The 26,863-nt window shown below is 46.2% G+C and carries 13 protein-coding genes, 2 tRNA genes, 5 rRNA genes, 1 pseudogene and 1 riboswitch; of the genes and pseudogenes, 16 read left to right on the top strand and 5 right to left on the bottom strand.

What is annotated here, in order from left to right:
* Positions 1–11: 11 nt before the first annotated feature.
* Positions 12–1,216 (bottom strand): IS3 family transposase gene (locus OCV52_RS15060; protein WP_137408673.1). Its coding sequence is split into 2 segments (ribosomal slippage): positions 12–829 and positions 829–1,216, totalling 1,206 coding nucleotides; the frame shifts between segments, so codons are not numbered across the junction.
* A 132-nt stretch (positions 1,217–1,348) separates the two neighbouring features.
* Positions 1,349–3,772 (bottom strand): glycerol-3-phosphate 1-O-acyltransferase PlsB, encoded by a 2,424-nt coding sequence (gene plsB, locus OCV52_RS15055; protein WP_137408672.1) that lies wholly within the window; start codon positions 3,770–3,772, stop codon positions 1,349–1,351.
* Between the two features lie 221 nt (positions 3,773–3,993).
* On the opposite strand from plsB, the gene OCV52_RS15050 reads away from it, so the two are divergent.
* From OCV52_RS15050 to dinF, 4 genes are all read left to right on the top strand, one after another.
* The gene (locus OCV52_RS15050; protein WP_102424013.1) at positions 3,994–4,356 is read left to right on the top strand and encodes a diacylglycerol kinase; all 363 of its coding nucleotides are present in this window, start codon (positions 3,994–3,996) and stop codon (positions 4,354–4,356) included.
* Between the two features lie 94 nt (positions 4,357–4,450).
* Positions 4,451–5,071, top strand: a complete 621-nt coding sequence (lexA, locus tag OCV52_RS15045; RefSeq protein ID WP_004740541.1) for a transcriptional repressor LexA — start codon at positions 4,451–4,453, stop codon at positions 5,069–5,071.
* A 97-nt stretch (positions 5,072–5,168) separates the two neighbouring features.
* Positions 5,169–6,047 (top strand): class I SAM-dependent methyltransferase, encoded by an 879-nt coding sequence (locus OCV52_RS15040; protein WP_137408671.1) that lies wholly within the window; start codon positions 5,169–5,171, stop codon positions 6,045–6,047.
* A gap of 119 nt (positions 6,048–6,166) precedes the next feature.
* Positions 6,167–7,522, top strand: coding sequence for an MATE family efflux transporter DinF (gene dinF, locus OCV52_RS15035; RefSeq protein WP_198779391.1), 1,356 nt, complete (start codon positions 6,167–6,169; stop codon positions 7,520–7,522).
* 171 nt (positions 7,523–7,693) lie between these two features.
* Here dinF and sthA read toward each other — a convergent pair whose 3' ends face one another.
* Entirely contained in the window at positions 7,694–9,094 is a 1,401-nt protein-coding gene (sthA, locus tag OCV52_RS15030) for a Si-specific NAD(P)(+) transhydrogenase (protein WP_105057898.1), read from the bottom strand.
* A 327-nt stretch (positions 9,095–9,421) separates the two neighbouring features.
* Between sthA and fabR the strand changes: the two genes are divergently transcribed.
* Positions 9,422–10,063, top strand: a complete 642-nt coding sequence (gene fabR, locus OCV52_RS15025; RefSeq protein ID WP_004740554.1) for an HTH-type transcriptional repressor FabR — start codon at positions 9,422–9,424, stop codon at positions 10,061–10,063.
* On the top strand, positions 10,063–10,434 hold the full coding sequence (locus OCV52_RS15020) for a YijD family membrane protein (protein ID WP_004740556.1): 372 nt from the start codon (positions 10,063–10,065) through the stop codon (positions 10,432–10,434). Before fabR ends, OCV52_RS15020 begins: the two co-directional genes overlap by 1 nt.
* Before the next feature lie 87 nt (positions 10,435–10,521).
* Here OCV52_RS15020 and trmA read toward each other — a convergent pair whose 3' ends face one another.
* Positions 10,522–11,631, bottom strand: a complete 1,110-nt coding sequence (trmA, locus tag OCV52_RS15015; protein ID WP_055318286.1) for a tRNA (uridine(54)-C5)-methyltransferase TrmA — start codon at positions 11,629–11,631, stop codon at positions 10,522–10,524.
* 154 nt (positions 11,632–11,785) lie between these two features.
* A riboswitch (cobalamin riboswitch) is annotated at positions 11,786–11,989 on the top strand.
* Between the two features lie 40 nt (positions 11,990–12,029).
* Between trmA and OCV52_RS15010 the strand changes: the two genes are divergently transcribed.
* From OCV52_RS15010 to murI, 3 genes and pseudogenes are all read left to right on the top strand, one after another.
* Positions 12,030–13,853, top strand: a complete 1,824-nt coding sequence (locus tag OCV52_RS15010; RefSeq protein ID WP_137408670.1) for a TonB-dependent receptor domain-containing protein — start codon at positions 12,030–12,032, stop codon at positions 13,851–13,853.
* 48 nt (positions 13,854–13,901) lie between these two features.
* Positions 13,902–14,568, top strand: a pseudogene (locus tag OCV52_RS15005) (Dph6-related ATP pyrophosphatase).
* A gap of 60 nt (positions 14,569–14,628) precedes the next feature.
* Complete coding sequence (gene murI / locus OCV52_RS15000; RefSeq protein ID WP_198779394.1) at positions 14,629–15,435, top strand: glutamate racemase; 807 nt, start codon at positions 14,629–14,631, stop codon at positions 15,433–15,435.
* On the opposite strand, the gene OCV52_RS14995 is transcribed toward murI, so the two are convergent.
* Positions 15,398–15,850: an RNA recognition motif domain-containing protein gene (locus OCV52_RS14995; RefSeq protein ID WP_004740566.1), complete on the bottom strand. Its 453-nt coding sequence runs from the start codon at positions 15,848–15,850 to the stop codon at positions 15,398–15,400. The two genes, murI and OCV52_RS14995, sit on opposite strands and share 38 nt — an antisense overlap.
* Before the next feature lie 581 nt (positions 15,851–16,431).
* Between OCV52_RS14995 and OCV52_RS14990 the strand changes: the two genes are divergently transcribed.
* The 7 genes from OCV52_RS14990 (at position 16,432) to OCV52_RS14960 (ending at position 26,784) form a co-directional block, all read left to right on the top strand.
* Positions 16,432–17,984, top strand: a 16S ribosomal RNA gene (locus OCV52_RS14990).
* Between the two features lie 347 nt (positions 17,985–18,331).
* A 23S ribosomal RNA gene (locus OCV52_RS14985) occupies positions 18,332–21,222 on the top strand.
* A 98-nt stretch (positions 21,223–21,320) separates the two neighbouring features.
* Positions 21,321–21,436: ribosomal RNA gene (gene rrf / locus OCV52_RS14980) — 5S ribosomal RNA — on the top strand.
* Between the two features lie 351 nt (positions 21,437–21,787).
* Positions 21,788–23,340: ribosomal RNA gene (locus OCV52_RS14975) — 16S ribosomal RNA — on the top strand.
* 66 nt (positions 23,341–23,406) lie between these two features.
* Positions 23,407–23,483, top strand: a tRNA-Ile gene (locus OCV52_RS14970).
* A gap of 14 nt (positions 23,484–23,497) precedes the next feature.
* Positions 23,498–23,573: transfer RNA gene (locus OCV52_RS14965), tRNA-Ala, on the top strand.
* A gap of 320 nt (positions 23,574–23,893) precedes the next feature.
* Positions 23,894–26,784: ribosomal RNA gene (locus OCV52_RS14960) — 23S ribosomal RNA — on the top strand.
* Together the 16S, 23S and 5S rRNA genes with 2 tRNA genes alongside form the textbook arrangement of a ribosomal RNA operon.
* Positions 26,785–26,863: the final 79 nt, after the last annotated feature.

Raw genomic sequence — 26,863 nt, 5'->3', positions numbered from 1 at the left:
CACTTGATTGACTAAAACGCTCGATGTACTTCATCGGGCGTTTTGTATTTTAGAGCTGTGTGAGGCCTATATTCATTATAGATTTTTACTGATTCGGCGACCATTTTCTTTGCTTCATCTAAATCATTAGGCTTATTCAACAGATACTCCATCTTCAGTATTCCGTTGATCCTCTCTGCCAACGCATTCTGATAACAGTCATAACCATCAGTCATTGAGCAAGATACATCATACTGTCGATGCAACTCCTGGTATTCCACAGAGCAGTATTGAACACCTCGATCTGAGTGATGTACAAGGTCACCTGTATTCTTCCGCTCTTTCAACGCGTTTAAAAAGGCCAGCTTAACAGTGCGAGCTTTCATATCATCACCTATGTGATAGCCCACGATTTTTCTTGAGTAAGCGTCCGTCACTAAACTGAGATAAGTACTACCACACCGCGTCGCTAGATAAGTAATATCGGCAACCCATAATTGCTCAGGTCTTTCCGGTATTAAGCCTTCTTTGATTCGATTTGGATGGCAGTAAAAGCGATGATTACTGTTTGTGGTTCGATGGTAAGCCCTTCGATTCTGCACTAATAATCGATGCATTCTCAGCAGAGAGAATAAGCGGTCTCGACCGATTTCAATATCGTTCTGAGCAAGTAAATACTTGAGCTTACGGGTCCCTATACGAGGGTGCATCATCCTTTGCTTCTTCACAAAACCGAGTACTAATTCATCTTTTTTTGTCTGATGAATTTCTGCAACACAGCGCTTGTAGAAAGCTTGTCGTGTAATACCTATGAAGTGACAAGCTTTAGTGACGGTCAACTTTCTGACCGTTTTTTCCTTAATAACTCGGCCTTGCGCTTCTTTGAGATTCGGACACCGAAATCTCGATCCATGACTTTTACAACCGCTTCAAAGAACTCAGCTTTGAGCTGAGTCTCTTCTAATTGCTGCTCGAGTTCTTTGATTCGTTGCTCTGGGGTTTGAGTTGAGGAAGAGTTTGACATAGTCGCTCCTAACGCTCTCGATTGTTCTGTTCCTTTAGACCAATCTAGTTGACCATGTTTGCGAAGCCAAACTAAAACGGTAGAGCGACCTTGGATCCCATAACGTTCTTGAGCTTGCTTATAAGTCATTTCGCCTTTTTCAACTTGGCTTACGACTGACAATTTAAAGGCAAGAGAATAATCTCGTTGAGTACGTCTACTTGTTGTTTTCATGACACTCTCCAATTTCATGTTGGAAATGTGTCAACCATATTTAGGACGGTACAGCACAAATAAAAAGGCACCCACAATGGGTGCTTTTTTGATGGTTTTCAGCTTAGCGCTTAAAGCGTGCCAGACAACAAATTACTCTGCTTGGTGGATGCTCTCTTGAATCGTTAAGCGAACTTCTGGGTAAAGCATTGAGTACAGAAGCTTAGCGAATTGCTGAGTTTTCTCTAAGTCGCAATTACCGTCGTTATCCAGGTATTGCTGTTGCTTGAGCGTAGCGAACATCGAAGCAAATACACCTTTATCGAAGAACTCAGGTGCGTTGATACCTTGCAGGCGACCTAGGCGTTGTGCAATGTCTTGGCTCTTCTGTTCAAGATCAGATTTATCCAGTTCCGGATTCTCTGACAATAGGTTAAGAGCAATCGAGTAACGCTGAAGTGTCTCTGAAATCGTGCGACCTAGTAGCATTAGCGCTTGGCTATTCGATTGGTTGATGGTGACTTGATTATCAGACACAACTAGCATGCCTTGGCTAACCAATTCATCGATGATGTTCGACACCACACCTTCAAGAAGGTCTTCGTCGTAGCTTAGGAATAGCTCTTTTTTCAAGAACGGGTAGATTGCCGCGACATTCTTTTGAATCGCATCGATCGTTAGCCCGTGCTGACGAATAGTCATCTGAGCAATTAGCGATGGCAGCGCAAACAAGTGAATGATGTTGTTGCGGTAGTAAGTCATCAGAATCGATTGGTGACGGTCTAGTGAAATAATGTCACCCATTGAGTCTGACTCAATCAAGAACTTGTTCAGAGACTCTGCATGTTTCACCAATTCTTCCGCGCTGTCTTTTGGTACCGTAAATGTGTCTGAGTAAGGCACATTGTTAAGTAGAGACAGGTAGCAATTGATCTGAGAAACCAAAGAGTCACGAGACAATGCACGCTGACGTGATGCAAGCAGAGCGGTTGCACATAATGTCAGTGCGTTGGTCGCTGCCGCATCGTTGATGTGTGTCATCATCTTAGTTGCCAGGTCATTGACCACAGGCGTCATCCACTGTGGCTTGCTGGTACCCATTGGACCGATGTCTTTCGTCCACTCTGGAGAATGCTCATTCAGGTATTGGTTAAGCTGAATCGGCTCACCGAAGTTCACGTAGCCTTTACCAAAGTTACGTAGCTTACGGATAGTACGAATCACTAGGCTCGCGTTTTCTTTCTCTTTGCGCTTACCACGTAGTTCTTTTGCGTAAGTCGCTACTTCCATTACGTGCTCGTAGCCGATGTAAACAGGAACTAACGTTACTGGGCGGTTCATACCACGCAGCATTGCCTGAATTGTCATCGCTAGCATGCCGGTTTTCGCTTGTAGCAGACGACCCGTACGAGAACGGCCACCTTCACTAAAGTATTCTACCGAGTAGCCTTTAGCGAACAGCTCAGCTAGGTACTCACGGAAGATCGTTGAGTACAGCTTATTACCTTTAAAGCTACGACGAATGAAGAACGCACCACCGTGACGGAAAATCGGACCGGCAGGGAAGAAATTCAAGTTGATACCCGCAGCGATATGCGGAGGAACCATACCTTCATGGTAAAGCACATAAGACAACAGTAAGTAGTCCATATGGCTGCGGTGACAAGGGACATAAACAATCTCGTGACCATCTTGTGCCAGCTTACGAACGGTTGAAGCGTTGTTGATATGTAGGCCTTGGTACAGTTTGTTCCACAACCAACCTAGAATCTTCTCGCCACGTTTGATCAGTGAGTAAGAGAAGTTCGCTGCGATCTCATCCATGATGTCCTGAGCTTCTTTGCTCGCTTTCTCAATGGAGATGTTCTTTGACTTCGCTTCGTCTTCAATCGCCTTCTTGATCGCTTCTGATTTTAGTAGGCGATCGAACAATGCTTGACGGCTTGGCAGGTTAGGGCCAGAGGCTGCCAGTTTTTGGCGTGAGAAGTGAATGCGAGCTACACGCGCCAGCTTGTGTGCGATAGTGCTGTCGGTGCCGTGTGAGTTTGCCATGTAACGCAGAGATACCACAGGGCTGAATCGTACTAGGCAGTCGCGGCCAGCAATTAAAACAGCGATTGATTTCTCTAAGCCGTTCATTGCTTGTAGGTAAGGCTTCTGGTTATTCTCTTTACCAGGCTTACGGCCCCACAATACCGTTGCAGGGATAACTTGCACATCCAGCTCTGAGTCGTCAGCATGCAGTGCAAGCAGCTCAGAGAAGACTTCAATAGAAGAGGCTGGGACGTAATCATCATCTTGTAGTAGCGTTTTGCGTGAAGAGATAAAAACGTAGCGTGGCAGTGATTTACCACTGATTTCAAGCTTGCTTAGCGGATCTGGTAAACCCAGTTCTAGCGCGTGCTTTTGGAGTGTCAGTAGGTCGACGCTTGAGCGAAACGGTAAGGCGTATACAATTGGTTTGCCTAAATCAATCTGCAAATCTTCAACTGGATTCGAAGGGATTGATGTGCCTTTTACCAATACGGATAAAGGTAGCTTCATTAATGAACGTGAAAAAGATTGTCCAGAAGACATATAGGTTCACAGCCTCAATAGTTATTTCAATGTGCTTAAGCGTATCTCTATTTCTATGATGAGAGAGGGTAACCCTTTCAAGTAAAATAGGGATAAGCCTAGGCGTAAATTTAATCGATGCAAGAATACCAGAAACTGGTCTAACCTTTTAATGGAAATAGTCATATTGCCGTTAAGTTTGTGGAATATCATTCATCGACTGATTGAGTATAGGGTTAAAAATGACCAAAAAATCAAACACCGGATTTAAACGTATCGTGAAAGCAGCGGGCTTTTCATGGCAAGGCATCACAAGTTCGTTTAAAAACGAGGCGGCCTTTCGACAAGAAGTATTCATGGCTGCGGTGCTGATTCCGTTGGCGTTTTACCTCGATGTGAGCCATGTAGAACGAATCTTAATGGTGTCCTCTATCGTGCTGGTGATGGTTGTTGAGCTCATTAATACTGCAATTGAAGCGGTTGTAGATCGTATTGGTAGTGAACATCATGAGCTTTCAGGAATGGCGAAAGATGTCGGTTCGGCAGCCGTTTTCATCTGTTTAGCGCTTGCGGCTTATGTGTGGTTCGAGATCTTGGTTTTGTAATTAGCGAAAAATGAACTAAAAACAACCAATTGCTTTGCTTTTGTCCAGTTACTGGATATACTCACAGTCAACTGTATAAAAAGACAGGTGAATCATGAAGCCGTTAACGCCCCGCCAACAACAAGTCTTTGACCTTATCAAAGGTAAGATCGAAGATTCCGGTATGCCACCGACACGTGCAGAAATTGCCCGTGAATTAGGCTTCCGTTCTGCAAATGCTGCAGAAGAACATTTGAAAGCTCTTGCTCGTAAAGAAGCGATTGAGATTATCCCGGGTGCGTCTCGTGGTATTCGTATTTTGCTTGAAGATGCAGCGAACGAAGAGCAAGGTCTGCCTCTGATCGGTCAGGTTGCCGCTGGTGAGCCTATCTTGGCTCAAGAGCATGTAGAAATGCATTACCAAGTCGATCCAGGCATGTTTAAACCTCAAGCTGACTTCTTACTTCGTGTAAATGGCGAAAGTATGAAAGACATCGGTATTATGGATGGCGATCTGCTTGCTGTTCACAAAACACAAGACGTCCGCGACGGTCAGGTTGTGGTTGCTCGTGTTGATGATGATGTAACGGTAAAACGTCTAGAACGTAAAGGTTCTACAGTGCTGTTACACGCTGAAAACGAAGAGTTTTCTCCAATCCGTGTCGATCTAGAATCTCAACACTTGTCTATTGAAGGTCTTGCTGTTGGTATTATTCGTAATACGGACTGGATGTAATCAGTACAAACATCTTATTGATATTTATTCTCAATAACTTGTTATTGTAATTGATATTCATTATCATCTTCTTTGTCGAGATACAAGGAAGATGATGATGCCAATTCAAACCAAGCCTCAAATAAAGCCGCTTATAGCTAGACCGCGCTCCTCTGAACAAAAGGTTTCTGCTGATCAAGCGTCTGTACATCAAGAACTTCAAGTTCCGACAAACCTCGTCCAACACCTTTGGTTTCGCAGCCGAGAAAGCCTTGCCGATGATGGTCTCGTTTATGATCCTATAGCAGCTCAGGCCTGTAAGCGTTGTCAATTAGCGCCAGAATGCCTTACTGGCGAACTCGACCAACAACAACTTCTTTACGCGACACTGACTCAACTTTGCGATTCTCAAGTTCAGCAGTTCCTATCTCACAACCCAGATGCGTGGATTATTAACGTGGGAGCTGGTCTCGACACCCGTTTTTACCGATTAGACAATGGCCGCTGTCACTGGGTAGAGTTGGATGTGACCGAGAACCTACTTTGGCGACAACGTTTGTTCCACAAAAATGAACGCTACCGCTTGGAGTGTGGTTCAGTAGATGACCTGACTTGGTTAGATGAACTCAATATCCCAGAGCAAGCTTCGGTAATGGTGGTGTGTGAACATGCACTGCTGGATTGCAACGAGCAGCAAACCGCGCACTTTATTCAATCGCTGAGCCGTTACTTTACTCATGCACATGCGTGTGTGGTGCTAGCGGGCGACAAGAGCTCAAGTACTTTAGGGAAGAAGCTGGGTTCTGGTGACTATGCACATGGCTTATCTTCTCCAGTCGACAGCATTCTTAATTGGCTACCGTGGGCACAGTGGGTTAAAGCATTTTCGCCATTAGAGCAGCAATGTAATCGTTGGAAGTTATGGCAGCGACTATTGTGCAAAATTTCCCAGGTTAAAAAACGTTTAACGCCGCAGCTGGTACTAGTGAAGTGGTAGCGCTAGAGCGGTACTACTTACACATACTCGAAGCCACATCTGTCATAAGCCAAAATCTCACAACATAGTGAAAGCACACTCACTAGGTTAAACTATCGCCTCTAATTAAAGAGGTGATCGTGAAGCTATTTAATCCCCAAACTATTTTCCAAACGCTATCCAACCAAGCTATGCACAAACAAGTGCTGTTGCTCGCGATCCCGATGGTGCTTTCTAATATTACTGTTCCACTGCTGGGTTTAGTGGATGCTGCTGTTATCGGTCACTTAGAACATTCTTGGTACCTAGGAGGTGTGGCGTTAGGTGGCACCATGATCAGTGTGACTTTCTGGTTACTCGGTTTTTTACGCATGTCGACAACCGGCCTTGCCGCACAATCGTACGGTGCAAATGATGGCAAGCAGCTTGGTTTAGTCTTCGTGCAGGGCGTGACCATGGCTCTTGGGCTTGCTGGTATTTTCTTGCTCTTACATGGCTTAGTGGCTGATCTGGTTTTTTCATTAAGCAGTGCCAGTGATCAAGTAAAACATTACGGTCAACAGTATTTCTCGATTCGAGCATGGAGTGCACCGGCTGCACTGACGAATTTCGTTATTTTGGGTTGGCTACTTGGAACTCAGAATGCAAAAGCGCCGATGTGGATGGTGATTATCACTAACATCACCAATATCGTGTTGGACGTAGTTTTTGTGATTGGTTTCGGTTGGCAGGTGGAAGGTGCTGCACTGGCATCGGTATTGGCTGATTATGCAGGCTTAACGTTTGGACTGATCTGCGTTTATCGGATCTGGCTAAAGAGACAGTTGCCATCACCGTGGGCTTTGATTAAGAAAACTAGCCAAGGTTTAAGTCGCTTCGTAAAACTGAATCGCGATATTTTCCTGCGTTCTTTATGTCTGCAAGCCACGTTTACTTTCATGACTTTCCAAGGAGCAAGCTTTGGTGATGATGTCGTGGCAGCCAATGCGGTATTGATGAGTTTCCTGATGATCATCTCTTACGGGATGGATGGTTTTGCCTACGCGATGGAAGCCATGGTGGGTAAGGCGATAGGAGCGAAAGACAAAGATGAATTAAATCAGTCGTTGATTGGCACTTTCTTTTGGAGCTTCAATATTTGTGTGGTTCTTACCTTAGTGTTCGCGATTGCTGGGTCAAACCTAATTAACATGATTACCACCATCCCAGATGTAAAAAGCCAAGCTGAGGTGTATCTGCCTTGGTTAATCGCAATGCCGCTGGTTTCAATGTGGTGCTTCTTACTCGATGGTATTTTTGTTGGAGCAACCAAAGGCAAGGACATGCGTAATAGTATGTTTGTCGCGACCTGCAGCTTCTTTGCGATTTTCTTCCTAGCGTCCAGTTTAGAAAATCATGCTCTGTGGCTTGCGATGCTGAGCTTTATGGCAATGCGCGGTATTGGTCTTGGTGTGTTATTTGTTTCTCAGTGGAAGAAAGGCGAATTTCTTGCTTAGTTCTAATGGGTAAAAATAAAAGGTGTACAGGTCAAAGGGCATTTAGAACATCATGATCTAATTACTCTTGGTGCTATATTTTTCAATACCTTAAATAAAAACAGCAAGCTCATGGCTTGCTGTTTATGTATTTGGCCTATGGGTGGTCAAATGCTCTTATTAGTTCTTTATTTAGAATAAACGGTTAAGACCGTTAAGAGCGGCAACACGATAAGCCTCAGCCATTGTAGGGTAGTTAAAGGTGGTATTAACGAAGTACTCGATAGTATTCGCTTCCCCTTTTTGCTCCATGATTGCTTGGCCGATGTGGATGATTTCTGCGGCACGCTCACCAAATACGTGGATACCCAGAATTTCTTTGGTTTCACGGTGGAATAGAATCTTCAAGCTACCGATGTCTTTACCCGCGATTTGAGCGCGAGCTAAGTGTTTAAATGAAGAACGTCCAACTTCATAAGGTACTTTCGCTGCTGTCAGCTCTTGCTCGGTTTTACCGACAGAGCTGATTTCAGGAATGGTGTAGATTCCCGTTGGGATATCTTCAATCAAGTGACCTTCTGCTTCACCTTTGACAATCGCTTGTGCAACAAAACGACCTTGGTCATAAGCAGCACTTGCTAGGCTAGGGTAGCCAATCACATCACCGACCGCGTATACATGGTCAACGTTGGTTTGGTAATTGGTATTCACTGATACCTGACCACGAGAGTCCGCTTCTAGACCAACCGCACCTAAGTTCAGCTTGTCAGTGTTACCGGTTCGGCCATTGGCATACAGCAAGCAGTCCGCACGCATCTTTTTGCCTGACTCCAGGTGAATGATAACGCCATCGTCAGTGCCCTCGATTTTCTCAAAGGTCTCATCGTTACGAATCACCACACCGCTGTTCCAGAAGTGGTAAGAAAGTGCGTCAGAGGTTTCATTATCTAGGAATGACAGTAGACGGTCTCGTGTATTAATGAGATCGGTCTTTACGCCCAAACCACGGAAGATAGACGCATATTCACAGCCGATAACACCTGCACCGTAGATGATGATGTGTTGCGGGTCGTGTTTAAGAGAAAGAATCGAGTCGCTGTCGTAGATGCGTTCATGTAGAAAGTCGACGTTGTCTGGTTGATATGGGCGAGAACCTGTCGCAATCACAAACTTGTCGGCACTGTAATGCTCTTCCGTACCATCACTTTGCATTACAGAAATAGTGTTGGTATCAATGAAACGAGCTGTACCAAACACCAGAGTGCATTGGTTACGATCGTAGAAGCCTTGACGCAGTCGAGTCTGTTTATCGATAACGGATTTCGCATGCCCCAGAATGTTGGAAAACGTCGAGTGAATGCTTTTGTTGTTCTGACAGAATAGAGGGTTATTATTAAATTCGATAATACGGCTTACAGCATGACGCAGAGCTTTCGAAGGAATGGTTCCCCAGTGGGTGCAACCACCACCAACGCTGCTCTCTTTTTCAATGATTGCAACGTTCAACCCGGCTTTGGTTAATCCCATCGCTGCCCCTTCGCCTCCGGGGCCACTACCAATTACGATTACATCAAAGTGGTTGGAGTGTGGCATAGATATCTTCCTTGTTATATTTGATTAACATTGCTGTAGCGGGATTTTAACTGATTCTGTTCTTGCGTACATGAAAAGGGCATCAGAGAGTCGGCGGGATCACGCAGTGCTAGCGAAAAAATAATTTTTGGTATGTCGTATGTCTCCAAATGGCAGTGTGGATATTGAAATTTTTTCTGCGAACGTATTTACTGCGGTACGTGAACAAAGAGGCGTGTTTGGTGTCTTATAAAACCGGAGTATCTTATAAAAATAAGTGATTCGCGTTATATTGAACAGAGTATTAGACATGCCTGTTTAGGCTGTAAAAGAAGAAATTGATAAAGTATGAAACCAATGGGCATTCGCGCACAGCAAAAAGAAAAAACTCGTCGCAGCTTAATCGATGCAGCATTTAGCCAACTCAGTGCCGATCGTAGTTTTTCCAACCTAAGCTTGAGAGAAGTCGCTCGTGAGGCTGGAATAGCACCGACTTCCTTTTATCGTCACTTCAAAGATATGGATGAGCTTGGCTTAACCATGGTAGATGAGGGGGGCTTACTACTGCGCCAGCTAATGCGTCAAGCTAGGCAGCGTATAGTAAAAGAAGGCAGTGTTATTCGCACATCGGTTGAAACCTTTATGGAGTTCATTGAAAGCAGCCCTAACGTATTCAGACTGTTATTGCGAGAGCGCTCAGGAACTTCATTTGAGTTTCGTACAGCGGTGGCTCGTGAGATACAGCACTTTTCTGCTGAGTTAACCGAATACCTAATCACGACTGGCATGACACGAGATGAAGCTTTTACGCAAGCAGAAGCTTCGGTCATATTGGTCTTTAACTCAGGGGCAGAAGCATTAGATTTAGATCGACGTCAGCGAGACGAACTGGCTGAGCGCTTGATCATGCAATTGAGAATGATGGCCAAAGGGGCTTTTTGGTATCGTAAAGAACGTGAACGTAACCGATTAAAAGGCGGGATAGAATAATGTCGAATGAAAATAATACTGTAAACCGTGGCTCAGAAAGAAAAACACTGGTACTGGCTCTGATTGCTGGTGTGTGTGGCGATGCACTTTTATCTTGGGTAACAATGAGCGAAGTGGGCTTCTCAATCTTCCCACTGATTGCTTTAGTTTTAGCTGTACAAGCACTTTACCAAGAGTACCTAACTAACCCAGTATCGGAAGATATCCCGTTAGTTGGTTTAGCGTGTTTCTTCGTGGGCGCATTTGGTCACTCTGCGTTTGTGAAAGCACAACACCCAGATGCGGGTTCAAACTTCTTCGCGATTATCGTCGCAATGCTACTGCTTGCTTGGGTAGGTAAGAAGTTAGGCTTTATCGGTAAGACAGCTTAATCCAACCTATAAACAAAAAAACGAGCCGATTGGCTCGTTTTTTTTGTGTCTACAGTTTGGCTTTTACCTAGATTAGGAAAGCGAGTATTACGCTTTACGCTCTAGGAATACGCCTGCTTCCATGTGGTGTGTGTAAGGGAACTGGTCGAACAGAGCAAAACGAGTAATATCGTGTGTTTCGCTTAAGATCTCTAGGTTCTCTTTCAATGTTTCAGGGTTACAAGAGATGTACATGATGCGCTCGTAGCCTTGAACCATCTTACAAGTATCTACATCCATACCTGAACGTGGTGGATCAACAAAAATAGTGTTGCAGTTGTAGCTCTTCAAATCGATGTTTGCTTGTTGCAGACGGCGGAACTCACGTTTGCCTTCCATCGCAACCGTAAAGTCTTCCGCAGACATACGGATGATCTGAACATTATCAATCTTGTTGGCTGCAATGTTGTATTGCGCTGATTCAACTGATGGTTTCGCTAGCTCAGTCGCTAATACACGCTCGAAGTTTTGTGCCAGTGCTAATGAGAAGTTACCGTTACCACAGTAAAGCTCTAGCAGATCGCCTTTGCTGTCTTGAGTGCAGTCAACGGCCCACTCCAACATTTTCTCAGCCACTTTACCGTTTGGTTGAGTGAAGCTGTTTTCTACTTGTTGGTAGATGTAGCTATCGCCATTTACGTCTAGTTTCTCAATAACGTAATCACGGTCTAAAACGATCTTCATCTTACGAGCACGACCAATCAGGTTTAGGTTGAAACCTTCATCGTTCAATTGCTGTTTTAGCGCTTTGGCATCTTGAATCCATTGCTCACCTAGTTGACGGTGGTAAAGCAGAGACACCAAAATCTCACCGCTAAGTGTAGATAGGAAGTCTACTTGGAATAGCTTATGGCGTAGAGAGTGGTTGTCTTTCATTGCATCGACTAACAAAGGCATCAAGTCATTGATAAGACGGCTAGCAGCAGGGAACTGGTCTACGCGGTATTTTTCTTTAGTTTCTTGATTGAACATGACGTAATACATATCGTCACCTTCATGCCACACGCGGAACTCAGCACGCATGCGGTAGTGTTGTTCTGGAGATTCATACACTTCCAGCTCAGGCACATTATATTCTGAGAACATTTCAGTAAGACGCTCTGTCTTTTCTGCCAGTTGTTCTTGGTAGCGTTGCGGGTTTACATCTAAATTCGCCATGGTTATGCCTTTTGCTGTCGTGCTTTTAAATCAAGAGCGCAGATTTTATTCAATCACAGGCGCTTGTCCAGTGTTGAGCGCCATTCAATGTAAATCGACCATGAAAACTATAGCTTATAACTATCTTAGACTAGACAAATGATTCATAGGTCAATACTATCTCCGGCAAGCTGGTGTCATTTAGATGTATAGATGGCTGAAGAGGGAATCTGGTGTGAATCCAGAACTGACGCGCAGCGGTAAAAGAGAACGAGTATTCATCAGACACTGCAAATAGCTTTTTGTGGGAAGTCGAATATCAGGTAACCATAAGGTTGTGCTCTTGAGTCCGAATACCTGCCAGCGGCTAAACCATGACATGTGGTTTGGTAGGAATTTACGCGATTTAGGATCACAACATGAACAAATCCCTTTTAGCGGTTGCTGTAGCATCGCTGCTTTCACCTATCTCCAATTTACACGCCCAACAAGCATCTGCCGATGAAACCATGGTGGTTACGGCGAACCGTTTTGAGCAACAAGTCAGCGATACAATTGCTCCAGTTGAAGTTATAACAAAACAAGAAATAGATGCTATACAAGCCACTTCTCTATCTGAAGTTTTACGCCGATTACCAGGGGTTCAAATAACGAATCAAGGCGGTCTTGCGCAGGGGCAAGAGTTATATATACGTGGTCGCTCTACTAAAAACACTCTCATCCTAGTGAATGGCATTCGAATTGGTAGTGCTACGTTAGGTTACGCTAATCTAGCCTCGATTCCGTTGAATGGTGTGGAGAGAGTTGAAGTTTTAAGAGGTGCTCGTGCTGCAGTGTACGGTTCTGATGCTGTTAGCGGGGTGGTCAATATTATAACTACGCGAAGTGCTGATAATACAGCCACTGTTAAAGCAGGGGTCGGTAGTTTTGGACTATATGATATAAATGCATCAGGGTCAGTTGCTAACGATAGTGGCTGGATTAATGTGGTAGCCACACATCAGCAAAGCGAAGGCTATAATGTCCAACCCACGAGTACCAATCCTATTGATGCGGATAAAGATGGCCACAGCACCCAGTACCTCACTATCGATGGTGGCTTTTACGTCTCACCAAACTTTACCTTGAAAGCGAATGGTTACTATCAGAAGCACGACGTAGAGTTTGATAACCCGTGGGGAGGTGTTGATGAAACTGACAGTGAGCTATATGCGTTAGGTCTAGTGGGAGATTACAAGCGTGACTCCTTAAATAGCGTGGTAACCCTTGGAAGCAATCAAGATGAAGCTGAATCTTCAGGGCAAGGGACAGTGCCGAGTTCTATAACAACTAACCGTAACTCTGTGTCTTGGAATAACCAGTACAAGTTAAATGATAGTGCAGCGGTTATTGGTGGTGTTGATTGGTACCGAGATAAGGTGAAAAACGATTCTACATCGATGACTAAAGATAGTCGTGATAACACCGCGCTCTATGCTGGTGGTGATGTATCTATAGGCAAATTGTCTGCGGAAGCAAATCTGCGTTGGGATGATAACAGTTCATTTGGAAACTTTACGACGTATCAATTAGGTGCAGGGTACAGTATTACTGAGGCTATTCGTCTAGTGGGCATGTATGGTACTGCATTTAAGGCTCCAACATTTAATGAGCTGTATTGGCCTTTAGAATGTAGCTCATGGGGATGCTACTCAGGTAACCCAAATCTACAACCGGAAGAATCAAAAACAGCAGAAGTAGCACTAGAAGGTAGCTTTGACGTTCTTGAGTTACGAGTGGCTGCACACAAGAGTGATGTAGAGAAGATGATTACAAGTAATGGTCTTACTCAAGTGAATATAGGCGAAGCGGAAATTAAAGGGTACGAAGTTGTCGGCTCTTTTTATACTGGACCATTATATCACTCAGCATCGTACGACTATCTTGATACCGAAGACAAATCTACAGGTAACGAACTTGCTCGTAGAGCGAAACATAGTGGTAAATGGAACACTACTTATGAGTTGAGCAACTGGAGATTCGACTTGAGTTATCTATATCAAGGTAAGCGTTATGATGATCTAGGTAATACAACAGAGCTTGATGCGTACTCGTTATTTGATTTTGCAACGTCTTACCACTTTGATAATGACGTAACCGTTGCGGGTAAAGTTGCTAACTTATTTGACGAAGAGTATGAAACTGCTAAAGGCTATAAAACCCCAGAGCGTAATTATTACGTCAGCGTTGCTTACCAATTCTAACTAACACCTAAACCGCCTTCGGGCGGTTTTTTCTTATTGGGTATATCAATGAAAAAGAAAGTCGTCATAAGCTGGTCATCAGGGCAAGGACTCTACACTCACCCTCGAGCGTTTACTTGAAAGCAGCGAATATGACGTTGTTGCACTCTATACGACTTATGTTGGAGATGAAGTTCCTTTCCAAGTAACTCCTATAGACGTAGTAGCAATGCAAGCAAAGTTGATCGGCTTGCCACTTATCACCATCGATCTTCCGGAAGTGTTCCCAAGCAACGAGGTTTACCAAAGTACTATTGTCTCGGCGCTTAAAGATTCAGGCTTATCGATTGATGCCGTTGCATTCGGTGATATGTTTTGTAACGGCATTGCAGACTATAGAAGAAGCTATATTGAACCCGCAGGTTGGGCGTGTGTGTTTCCTCTTATGGGAGAGAGCAGTCAGGCGCTAGCACAAGAGATAATAGATAGAGGTATCGAAACTTTTCTCGTCACTGTCGACAGTAATGTATTAGATATTAGCTACTGCGGGCTGAAATATACCGATGAGTTAATAGCAAGCTTACCGAACCATGTGGATCCGTGTGGTGAAGATGGCGAGTTCCATACCTTAGTGACTTCAGCGACATGCTTTAAAGGAAAGCTTGAGATAGAGCTCGAAGTGATAGAGCAAGGTGAACGCTTTGTACATCAACGTTATCGAGCTTGTATTCTATAGCGTGAGGATTGGCGAAAACTAAGTGAAGGGGTATTATTGCTGCGAAACTACATATAGGTAATCGTTGTGTCGGATAGTCTGCAAAAAAACATATTGGTCTTTGATTCTGGAGTAGGAGGGTTATCTGTCTATAAAGAGATAAGTCAGTTATTGCCCAATCATAACTATATCTATGTATTCGACAACGAAGCTTACCCGTATGGCGAGCTCGATCAGCAGGTTCTGATTAGTAGAGTGCAGAATATTGTAGCTAGCTTCGTGGCGAGTCATGCCATAGATATCGTTGTTATTGCATGTAACACCGCTAGTACTATTGTTCTCCCTACACTCCGTGCTAATAATGTCATTCCAATCGTTGGGGTAGTCCCTGCGATCAAGCCTGCTTCCTTATTAGCGAATAAAGCTGTGGGCCTTATTGCTACTCCGGCAACCATCACTCGTGAATACACACATGAACTGATCAAGAACTTCTCTACTAATAAGAGGGTTGAACTTTTGGGCTCGACTCGGCTGGTGGATATGGCCGAAGATAAGCTCAGAGGAGAGGCAATCAATATAGAAGAGCTCAAGCAAATCCTTCAGCCGATGATTAATGCCATTGATGTTGCTGTTTTAGGCTGTACCCATTTCCCACTAATAAAGTCTGAGATTCAGCAAGTATTAGGCGAAGGAGTGGTATTGGTCGATTCAGGCAAAGCGATAGCTAAACGAGTCCAAGATTTATTGGGTCTAGAAAGTGGTAATGAAATAGGGGGAGTGCGAGAGGTTTTTTGTAGTGCACTTCCCAATAAAGAAAGTGCACTAAATAGTATGTTGAAGCAGTTAGGGTTTAGTTCTGTTCAGATTCGTCCGCTTCAGGGTGCTTAGGATCATTTGCAACACGTACTTTTAAAGTGCGTTGCATGTAATCTTTGTCGTTAAGAGCAGAGATTGCATGATTCACATCATTACTTGCCATAACAACAAATCCAAAGCCTCTTCTTTTACCAGTACGCTTGTCTTTCATTAAGCGTACTGCAAACACTTCACCATGTTCTGAGAATAATTCACGAACATGCGATTCATTCGCCTTGTATGGAAGGTTACCCACATAAAGCGTTTTCGTTGAAGCTTTAGTTTCTGAATCTGATTTTGAGTCGGTGCTTGAAAAGTTAACAACAAAAGCGGAAGCCAAGACACCAAGGATAAAGGTAATTGCAGGCGATATATCTACCTGAGAGAAAACAATGCCGCCTAATACAGCCAGTGCGACAATTAACAACATCGATTTTTTTGAGTTCATATCGGAATACTACATATTAATAAACGAAATAGACGCATCTACCATTAACAAAATAGACACATGAATCTTACGTTCATGCCTTTCATTTTTCCAATGTATTGCTGTGATACGTCTCAAATGTTTAGTTTTTATTCGAAAAATGCGGATCTGGTGGCTTTTTAGGCGAACAAAACTTTTATTTGAAAAAGCCCTTGTGCTCCTTCTCAATCTCTCTATAATGCCGCCTCACCGACACGGAGTGAGACGAAAGTCACACAGCGAAATCGGTAGAGAAAAAGAGTTTGAAAATAACCCTTGACTCTAAAAACGGTGCGAGTATAGTACGCACCCCTAGCGATTGAGATGTTAATCACAAAATGCTAGCGCTCTTTAACAATTTAAACCTATCAATCTGTGTGGGCACTCGTTGATGAATATCAAAAAATGAAACTTCGGTTTCAACCTGATTTCAATGAACTGAGTGACCAATCGATAATTTATTATCGGCACAGTCAATTCATTATCATTCTGTTGGAATGATAATAGCTTTAGAATTACTTTTTGTAGTTTTGAAGTCAGTATTCGTTGAGTCACAAAATCTTAAATTGAAGAGTTTGATCATGGCTCAGATTGAACGCTGGCGGCAGGCCTAACACATGCAAGTCGAGCGGAAACGAGTTGTCTGAACCTTCGGGGAACGATAACGGCGTCGAGCGGCGGACGGGTGAGTAATGCCTAGGAAATTGCCTTGATGTGGGGGATAACCATTGGAAACGATGGCTAATACCGCATAATGCCTACGGGCCAAAGAGGGGGACCTTCGGGCCTCTCGCGTCAAGATATGCCTAGGTGGGATTAGCTAGTTGGTGAGGTAATGGCTCACCAAGGCGACGATCCCTAGCTGGTCTGAGAGGATGATCAGCCACACTGGAACTGAGACACGGTCCAGACTCCTACGGGAGGCAGCAGTGGGGAATATTGCACAATGGGCGAAAGCCTGATGCAGCCATGCCGCGTGTATGAAGAAGGCCTTCGGGTTGTAAAGTACTTTCAGTTGTGAGGAAGGGGGTGTCGTTAATAGCGGCATTTCTTGACGTTAGCAACAGAAGAAGCACCGGCTAACTCCGTGCCAGCAGCCGCGGTAATACGGAGGGTGCGAGCGTTAATCGGAATTACTGGGCGTAAAGCGCATGCAGGTGGTTCATTAAGTCAGATGTGAAAGCCCGGGGCTCAACCTCGGAACTGCATTTGAAACTGGTGAACTAGAGTACTGTAGAGGGGGGTAGAATTTCAGGTGTAGCGGTGAAATGCGTAGAGATCTGAAGGAATACCAGTGGCGAAGGCGGCCCCCTGGACAGATACTGACACTCAGATGCGAAAGCGTGGGGAGCAAACAGGATTAGATACCCTGGTAGTCCACGCCGTAAACGATGTCTACTTGGAGGTTGTGGCCTTGAGCCGTGGCTTTCGGAGCTAACGCGTTAAGTAGACCGCCTGGGGAGTACGGTCGCAAGATTAAAACTCAAATGAATTGACGGGGGCCCGCACAAGCGGTGGAGCATGTGGTTTAATTCGATGCAACGCGAAGAACCTTACCTACTCTTGACATCCAGAGAAGCCAGCGGAGACGCAGGTGTGCCTTCGGGAGCTCTGAGACAGGTGCTGCATGGCTGTCGTCAGCTCGTGTTGTGAAATGTTGGGTTAAGTCCCGCAACGAGCGCAACCCTTATCCTTGTTTGCCAGCGAGTAATGTCGGGAACTCCAGGGAGACTGCCGGTGATAAACCGGAGGAAGGTGGGGACGACGTCAAGTCATCATGGCCCTTACGAGTAGGGCTACACACGTGCTACAATGGCGCATACAGAGGGCAGCGAACTTGCGAGAGTGAGCGAATCCCAAAAAGTGCGTCGTAGTCCGGATTGGAGTCTGCAACTCGACTCCATGAAGTCGGAATCGCTAGTAATCGTAGATCAGAATGCTACGGTGAATACGTTCCCGGGCCTTGTACACACCGCCCGTCACACCATGGGAGTGGGCTGCAAAAGAAGTGGGTAGTTTAACCTTCGGGAGGACGCTCACCACTTTGTGGTTCATGACTGGGGTGAAGTCGTAACAAGGTAGCCCTAGGGGAACCTGGGGCTGGATCACCTCCTTATACGAAGATATTCACGATAAGTGTCCACACAGATTGATGGTTTAGACTTAGTTAAGGCCAGAGCTTTAATTAATAACGCACGTTATTGATTAAAGCTTTTTGCTTTATGCTCTTTAACAATTTGGAAAGCTGACTGATTAACTCTAAGAGTTAATCAAATTAAAAGTTCTCAATGTTTTCTTTTAACTAAGAAAACACAACACAAACACATTCAAGTGTCTTGTATTCGATTCAAACTTGTTTGAATCACAATTGAGTCCGGCAAACACGTAATAAGAACTAACCCTTCTTGTTACAACCAAAAACCTTGGTTAGTTGCCATACACTAAGACCCTTTCGGGTTGTATGGTTAAGTGACTAAGCGTACACGGTGGATGCCTTGGCAGTCAGAGGCGATGAAGGACGTATTAACTTGCGATAAGCCCAGATTAGACAGTAAAAGTCATTTGAGTCTGGGATTTCCGAATGGGGAAACCCACTTACATAAGTAAGTATCTTGTTGTGAATACATAGCAGCAAGAGGCAAACCGGGGGAACTGAAACATCTAAGTACCCCGAGGAAGAGAAATCAACCGAGATTCCGAAAGTAGCGGCGAGCGAAATTGGATTAGCCCTTAAGCTTTTAATGAGACAGACGAAGGCTCTGGAAAGTGCCGCAATAAAGGGTGATAGCCCCGTAGTCGACATCTCATCATCAGTGAAAACGAGTAGGGCGGGACACGTGATATCCTGTCTGAATATGGGGGGACCATCCTCCAAGGCTAAATACTACTGACTGACCGATAGTGAACCAGTACCGTGAGGGAAAGGCGAAAAGAACCCCTGTGAGGGGAGTGAAATAGAACCTGAAACCGTGTACGTACAAGCAGTAGGAGCACCTTCGTGGTGTGACTGCGTACCTTTTGTATAATGGGTCAGCGACTTAATTTTAGTAGCAAGGTTAACCGTTTAGGGGAGCCGTAGGGAAACCGAGTCTTAACTGGGCGTACAGTTGCTAGGATTAGACCCGAAACCAGGTGATCTAGCCATGGGCAGGTTGAAGGTTGAGTAACATCAACTGGAGGACCGAACCGACTAATGTTGAAAAATTAGCGGATGACTTGTGGCTAGGGGTGAAAGGCCAATCAAACCTGGAGATAGCTGGTTCTCCCCGAAAGCTATTTAGGTAGCGCCTCGGACGAATACTACTGGGGGTAGAGCACTGTTAAGGCTAGGGGGTCATCCCGACTTACCAACCCTTTGCAAACTCCGAATACCAGTAAGTACTATCCGGGAGACACACGGCGGGTGCTAACGTCCGTCGTGGAGAGGGAAACAACCCAGACCGCCAGCTAAGGTCCCAAAGTATAGCTAAGTGGGAAACGATGTGGGAAGGCTCAGACAGCCAGGATGTTGGCTTAGAAGCAGCCATCATTTAAAGAAAGCGTAATAGCTCACTGGTCGAGTCGGCCTGCGCGGAAGATGTAACGGGGCTAAGCTATACACCGAAGCTGCGGCTACGCACTTATGTGCGTGGGGTAGGGGAGCGTTCTGTAAGCCGTTGAAGGTGGTCTGTAAGGGCTGCTGGAGGTATCAGAAGTGCGAATGCTGACATGAGTAACGATAAAGGGAGTGAAAAACTCCCTCGCCGGAAGACCAAGGGTTCCTGTCCAACGTTAATCGGGGCAGGGTAAGTCGACCCCTAAGGCGAGGCCGAAAGGCGTAGTCGATGGGAAACGGGTTAATATTCCCGTACTTCTTACAATTGCGATGGGGGGACGGAGAAGGCTAGGTGGGCCTGGCGACGGTTGTCCAGGTTCAAGTACGTAGGCGGAAGAATTAGGTAAATCCGGTTCTTCTTAACGCTGAGATACGATGTCGAGCTACTACGGTAGTGAAGTCATTGATGCCATGCTTCCAGGAAAAGCCTCTAAGCTTCAGATTGTAAGGAATCGTACCCCAAACCGACACAGGTGGTCGGGTAGAGAATACCAAGGCGCTTGAGAGAACTCGGGTGAAGGAACTAGGCAAAATGGTACCGTAACTTCGGGAGAAGGTACGCTCTTATCAGTGAAGTCCCTTGCGGATGGAGCAGACGAGAGTCGCAGATACCAGGTGGCTGCAACTGTTTATTAAAAACACAGCACTGTGCAAAATCGTAAGATGACGTATACGGTGTGACGCCTGCCCGGTGCCGGAAGGTTAATTGATGGGGTTAGACTTCGGTCGAAGCTCTTGATCGAAGCCCCGGTAAACGGCGGCCGTAACTATAACGGTCCTAAGGTAGCGAAATTCCTTGTCGGGTAAGTTCCGACCTGCACGAATGGCGTAATGATGGCCACGCTGTCTCCACCCGAGACTCAGTGAAATTGAAATCGCTGTGAAGATGCAGTGTACCCGCGGCTAGACGGAAAGACCCCGTGAACCTTTACTACAGCTTGGCACTGAACATTGAACCTACATGTGTAGGATAGGTGGGAGACTTTGAAACCGCGTCGCTAGATGTGGTGGAGTCGTCCTTGAAATACCACCCTTGTAGTTTTGATGTTCTAACGTTGGTCCCTGAATCGGGATTACGGACAGTGCCTGGTGGGTAGTTTGACTGGGGCGGTCTCCTCCCAAAGAGTAACGGAGGAGCACGAAGGTGGGCTAAACACGGTTGGACATCGTGTGGTTAGTGCAATGGCATAAGCCCGCTTGACTGCGAGAATGACAATTCGAGCAGGTGCGAAAGCAGGTCATAGTGATCCGGTGGTTCTGAATGGAAGGGCCATCGCTCAACGGATAAAAGGTACTCCGGGGATAACAGGCTGATACCGCCCAAGAGTTCATATCGACGGCGGTGTTTGGCACCTCGATGTCGGCTCATCACATCCTGGGGCTGAAGTCGGTCCCAAGGGTATGGCTGTTCGCCATTTAAAGTGGTACGCGAGCTGGGTTTAGAACGTCGTGAGACAGTTCGGTCCCTATCTGCCGTGGGCGTTGGAAAATTGAAGGGGGCTGCTCCTAGTACGAGAGGACCGGAGTGGACGAACCTCTGGTGTTCGGGTTGTCATGCCAATGGCATTGCCCGGTAGCTAAGTTCGGAATCGATAACCGCTGAAAGCATCTAAGCGGGAAGCGAGCCCTGAGATGAGTTTTCCCTGACACTTTAAGTGTCCTAAAGGGTTGTTCAAGACTAGAACGTTGATAGGCAGGGTGTGTAAGTGCTGCGAGGCATTGAGCTAACCTGTACTAATTGCCCGTGAGGCTTAACCATACAACACCCAAGGGGTTTTGATGGACTCAAAGATACAAACGCTTGAATGAGTTTGATGAGACAACACTTTTAATAAGCTTTCCGAATTTTAAATTTTGCTTGGCGACCATAGCATTGTGGACCCACCTGATTCCATGCCGAACTCAGAAGTGAAACACAATAGCGCCGATGGTAGTGTGGGGCTTCCCCATGTGAGAGTAGGGCATCGCCAGGCTTTAATTTCGACTTTGTCTACAAAGTAGACAAGTCACCATAGAGTTCTAAGTTTTCTTAGTATTTTATGTTGACTTTCAAAGTGGAAAGCGTATTATACGCGTCCTGCTTAAGTGCTAAGGCACTGAAAGCAAAGCTCTTTAACAATTTAAACCTATCAATCTGTGTGGGCACTCGTTGATGAATATCAAAAAATGAAACTTCGGTTTCAACTTGATTTCAATGAACTGAGTGACCAATCGATAATTTATTATCGGCACAGTCAATTCATTATCATTCTGTTGGAATGATAATAGCTTTAGAATTACTTTTTGTAGTTTTGAAGTCAGTATTCGTTGAGTCACAAAATCTTAAATTGAAGAGTTTGATCATGGCTCAGATTGAACGCTGGCGGCAGGCCTAACACATGCAAGTCGAGCGGAAACGAGTTATCTGAACCTTCGGGGAACGATAACGGCGTCGAGCGGCGGACGGGTGAGTAATGCCTAGGAAATTGCCTTGATGTGGGGGATAACCATTGGAAACGATGGCTAATACCGCATAACGCCTACGGGCCAAAGAGGGGGACCTTCGGGCCTCTCGCGTCAAGATATGCCTAGGTGGGATTAGCTAGTTGGTGAGGTAATGGCTCACCAAGGCGACGATCCCTAGCTGGTCTGAGAGGATGATCAGCCACACTGGAACTGAGACACGGTCCAGACTCCTACGGGAGGCAGCAGTGGGGAATATTGCACAATGGGCGAAAGCCTGATGCAGCCATGCCGCGTGTATGAAGAAGGCCTTCGGGTTGTAAAGTACTTTCAGTTGTGAGGAAGGGGGTGTCGTTAATAGCGGCATTTCTTGACGTTAGCAACAGAAGAAGCACCGGCTAACTCCGTGCCAGCAGCCGCGGTAATACGGAGGGTGCGAGCGTTAATCGGAATTACTGGGCGTAAAGCGCATGCAGGTGGTTCATTAAGTCAGATGTGAAAGCCCGGGGCTCAACCTCGGAACTGCATTTGAAACTGGTGAACTAGAGTACTGTAGAGGGGGGTAGAATTTCAGGTGTAGCGGTGAAATGCGTAGAGATCTGAAGGAATACCAGTGGCGAAGGCGGCCCCCTGGACAGATACTGACACTCAGATGCGAAAGCGTGGGGAGCAAACAGGATTAGATACCCTGGTAGTCCACGCCGTAAACGATGTCTACTTGGAGGTTGTGGCCTTGAGCCGTGGCTTTCGGAGCTAACGCGTTAAGTAGACCGCCTGGGGAGTACGGTCGCAAGATTAAAACTCAAATGAATTGACGGGGGCCCGCACAAGCGGTGGAGCATGTGGTTTAATTCGATGCAACGCGAAGAACCTTACCTACTCTTGACATCCAGAGAAGCCAGCGGAGACGCAGGTGTGCCTTCGGGAGCTCTGAGACAGGTGCTGCATGGCTGTCGTCAGCTCGTGTTGTGAAATGTTGGGTTAAGTCCCGCAACGAGCGCAACCCTTATCCTTGTTTGCCAGCGAGTAATGTCGGGAACTCCAGGGAGACTGCCGGTGATAAACCGGAGGAAGGTGGGGACGACGTCAAGTCATCATGGCCCTTACGAGTAGGGCTACACACGTGCTACAATGGCGCATACAGAGGGCAGCGAACTTGCGAGAGTGAGCGAATCCCAAAAAGTGCGTCGTAGTCCGGATTGGAGTCTGCAACTCGACTCCATGAAGTCGGAATCGCTAGTAATCGTAGATCAGAATGCTACGGTGAATACGTTCCCGGGCCTTGTACACACCGCCCGTCACACCATGGGAGTGGGCTGCAAAAGAAGTGGGTAGTTTAACCTTCGGGAGGACGCTCACCACTTTGTGGTTCATGACTGGGGTGAAGTCGTAACAAGGTAGCCCTAGGGGAACCTGGGGCTGGATCACCTCCTTATACGAAGATATTCACGATAAGTGTCCACACAGATTGATACGGTTTAGAAAGTAAAGAGACGATATTGGGTCTGTAGCTCAGCTGGTTAGAGCGCTCGCCTGATAAGCGGGAGGTCGGTGGTTCAAGTCCACTCAGACCCACCAATATCGACTTAGATGGGGCTATAGCTCAGCTGGGAGAGCGCCTGCCTTGCACGCAGGAGGTCTGCGGTTCGATCCCGCATAGCTCCACCATCTTTAAGTGTTCTTATTTCTTTAGAATAGAAAGTAGAATCTTTAAAAATGGTTCATTTATTGAATCAAGCTCTTTAACAATTTGGAAAGCTGACTGATTAACTCTATGAGTTAATCAAATTAAAAGTTCTCAATGTTTATCTTTAGATAAACACAACATAAACACATTCAAGTGTCTTGGCTTTTTGTCTTCACTTTTTAAAAGTGAAAATAAAGAGTATTAAATTGAGTCCGGCAAACACGTAATAAGAACTAACCCTTCTTGTTACAACCAAAAACCTTGGTTAGTTGCCATACACTAAGACCCTTTCGGGTTGTATGGTTAAGTGACTAAGCGTACACGGTGGATGCCTTGGCAGTCAGAGGCGATGAAGGACGTATTAACTTGCGATAAGCCCAGATTAGACAGTAAAAGTCATTTGAGTCTGGGATTTCCGAATGGGGAAACCCACTTACATAAGTAAGTATCTTGTTGTGAATACATAGCAGCAAGAGGCAAACCGGGGGAACTGAAACATCTAAGTACCCCGAGGAAGAGAAATCAACCGAGATTCCGAAAGTAGCGGCGAGCGAAATTGGATTAGCCCTTAAGCTTTTAATGAGACAGACGAAGGCTCTGGAAAGTGCCGCAATAAAGGGTGATAGCCCCGTAGTCGACATCTCATCATCAGTGAAAACGAGTAGGGCGGGACACGTGATATCCTGTCTGAATATGGGGGGACCATCCTCCAAGGCTAAATACTACTGACTGACCGATAGTGAACCAGTACCGTGAGGGAAAGGCGAAAAGAACCCCTGTGAGGGGAGTGAAATAGAACCTGAAACCGTGTACGTACAAGCAGTAGGAGCACCTTCGTGGTGTGACTGCGTACCTTTTGTATAATGGGTCAGCGACTTAATTTTAGTAGCAAGGTTAACCGTTTAGGGGAGCCGTAGGGAAACCGAGTCTTAACTGGGCGTACAGTTGCTAGGATTAGACCCGAAACCAGGTGATCTAGCCATGGGCAGGTTGAAGGTTGAGTAACATCAACTGGAGGACCGAACCGACTAATGTTGAAAAATTAGCGGATGACTTGTGGCTAGGGGTGAAAGGCCAATCAAACCTGGAGATAGCTGGTTCTCCCCGAAAGCTATTTAGGTAGCGCCTCGGACGAATACTACTGGGGGTAGAGCACTGTTAAGGCTAGGGGGTCATCCCGACTTACCAACCCTTTGCAAACTCCGAATACCAGTAAGTACTATCCGGGAGACACACGGCGGGTGCTAACGTCCGTCGTGGAGAGGGAAACAACCCAGACCGCCAGCTAAGGTCCCAAAGTATAGCTAAGTGGGAAACGATGTGGGAAGGCTCAGACAGCCAGGATGTTGGCTTAGAAGCAGCCATCATTTAAAGAAAGCGTAATAGCTCACTGGTCGAGTCGGCCTGCGCGGAAGATGTAACGGGGCTAAGCTATACACCGAAGCTGCGGCTACGCACTTATGTGCGTGGGGTAGGGGAGCGTTCTGTAAGCCGTTGAAGGTGGTCTGTAAGGGCTGCTGGAGGTATCAGAAGTGCGAATGCTGACATGAGTAACGATAAAGGGAGTGAAAAACTCCCTCGCCGGAAGACCAAGGGTTCCTGTCCAACGTTAATCGGGGCAGGGTAAGTCGACCCCTAAGGCGAGGCCGAAAGGCGTAGTCGATGGGAAACGGGTTAATATTCCCGTACTTCTTACAATTGCGATGGGGGGACGGAGAAGGCTAGGTGGGCCTGGCGACGGTTGTCCAGGTTCAAGTACGTAGGCGGAAGAATTAGGTAAATCCGGTTCTTCTTAACGCTGAGATACGATGTCGAGCTACTACGGTAGTGAAGTCATTGATGCCATGCTTCCAGGAAAAGCCTCTAAGCTTCAGATTGTAAGGAATCGTACCCCAAACCGACACAGGTGGTCGGGTAGAGAATACCAAGGCGCTTGAGAGAACTCGGGTGAAGGAACTAGGCAAAATGGTACCGTAACTTCGGGAGAAGGTACGCTCTTATCAGTGAAGTCCCTTGCGGATGGAGCAGACGAGAGTCGCAGATACCAGGTGGCTGCAACTGTTTATTAAAAACACAGCACTGTGCAAAATCGTAAGATGACGTATACGGTGTGACGCCTGCCCGGTGCCGGAAGGTTAATTGATGGGGTTAGACTTCGGTCGAAGCTCTTGATCGAAGCCCCGGTAAACGGCGGCCGTAACTATAACGGTCCTAAGGTAGCGAAATTCCTTGTCGGGTAAGTTCCGACCTGCACGAATGGCGTAATGATGGCCACGCTGTCTCCACCCGAGACTCAGTGAAATTGAAATCGCTGTGAAGATGCAGTGTACCCGCGGCTAGACGGAAAGACCCCGTGAACCTTTACTACAGCTTGGCACTGAACATTGAACCTACATGTGTAGGATAGGTGGGAGACTTTGAAACCGCGTCGCTAGATGTGGTGGAGTCGTCCTTGAAATACCACCCTTGTAGTTTTGATGTTCTAACGTTGGTCCCTGAATCGGGATTACGGACAGTGCCTGGTGGGTAGTTTGACTGGGGCGGTCTCCTCCCAAAGAGTAACGGAGGAGCACGAAGGTGGGCTAAACACGGTTGGACATCGTGTGGTTAGTGCAATGGCATAAGCCCGCTTGACTGCGAGAATGACAATTCGAGCAGGTGCGAAAGCAGGTCATAGTGATCCGGTGGTTCTGAATGGAAGGGCCATCGCTCAACGGATAAAAGGTACTCCGGGGATAACAGGCTGATACCGCCCAAGAGTTCATATCGACGGCGGTGTTTGGCACCTCGATGTCGGCTCATCACATCCTGGGGCTGAAGTCGGTCCCAAGGGTATGGCTGTTCGCCATTTAAAGTGGTACGCGAGCTGGGTTTAGAACGTCGTGAGACAGTTCGGTCCCTATCTGCCGTGGGCGTTGGAAAATTGAAGGGGGCTGCTCCTAGTACGAGAGGACCGGAGTGGACGAACCTCTGGTGTTCGGGTTGTCATGCCAATGGCATTGCCCGGTAGCTAAGTTCGGAATCGATAACCGCTGAAAGCATCTAAGCGGGAAGCGAGCCCTGAGATGAGTTTTCCCTGGCGCTTTAAGCGTCCTAAAGGGTTGTTCAAGACTAGAACGTTGATAGGCAGGGTGTGTAAGTGCTGCGAGGCATTGAGCTAACCTGTACTAATTGCCCGTGAGGCTTAACCATACAACACCCAAGGGGTTTTGATGGACTCAAAGATACAAACGCTTGAATGAGTTTGATGAGACAACACTTTTAATAAGCT

It is taken from the genome of Vibrio chagasii, from assembly GCF_024347355.1.
Lineage (GTDB): Bacteria > Pseudomonadota > Gammaproteobacteria > Enterobacterales > Vibrionaceae > Vibrio > Vibrio chagasii.
The sequence above is the reverse complement of the archived record's forward strand: the minus strand, read 5'-3'. Positions and strand labels throughout refer to the sequence as shown.

Excerpts from the sequence above, each read along its gene's own strand:
- plsB (WP_137408672.1), bottom strand. The coding sequence starts at position 3,772 with ATGTCTTCTGGACAATCTTTTTCACGTTCATTAATGAAGCTACCTTTA.
- OCV52_RS15050 (WP_102424013.1), top strand. The coding sequence starts at position 3,994 with ATGACCAAAAAATCAAACACCGGATTTAAACGTATCGTGAAAGCAGCG.
- lexA (WP_004740541.1), top strand. The coding sequence starts at position 4,451 with ATGAAGCCGTTAACGCCCCGCCAACAACAAGTCTTTGACCTTATCAAA.
- OCV52_RS15040 (WP_137408671.1), top strand. The coding sequence starts at position 5,169 with ATGCCAATTCAAACCAAGCCTCAAATAAAGCCGCTTATAGCTAGACCG.
- sthA (WP_105057898.1), bottom strand. The coding sequence starts at position 9,094 with ATGCCACACTCCAACCACTTTGATGTAATCGTAATTGGTAGTGGCCCC.
- fabR (WP_004740554.1), top strand. The coding sequence starts at position 9,422 with ATGAAACCAATGGGCATTCGCGCACAGCAAAAAGAAAAAACTCGTCGC.
- OCV52_RS15020 (WP_004740556.1), top strand. The coding sequence starts at position 10,063 with ATGTCGAATGAAAATAATACTGTAAACCGTGGCTCAGAAAGAAAAACA.
- trmA (WP_055318286.1), bottom strand. The coding sequence starts at position 11,631 with ATGGCGAATTTAGATGTAAACCCGCAACGCTACCAAGAACAACTGGCA.
- OCV52_RS15010 (WP_137408670.1), top strand. The coding sequence starts at position 12,030 with ATGAACAAATCCCTTTTAGCGGTTGCTGTAGCATCGCTGCTTTCACCT.
- OCV52_RS14995 (WP_004740566.1), bottom strand. The coding sequence starts at position 15,850 with ATGAACTCAAAAAAATCGATGTTGTTAATTGTCGCACTGGCTGTATTA.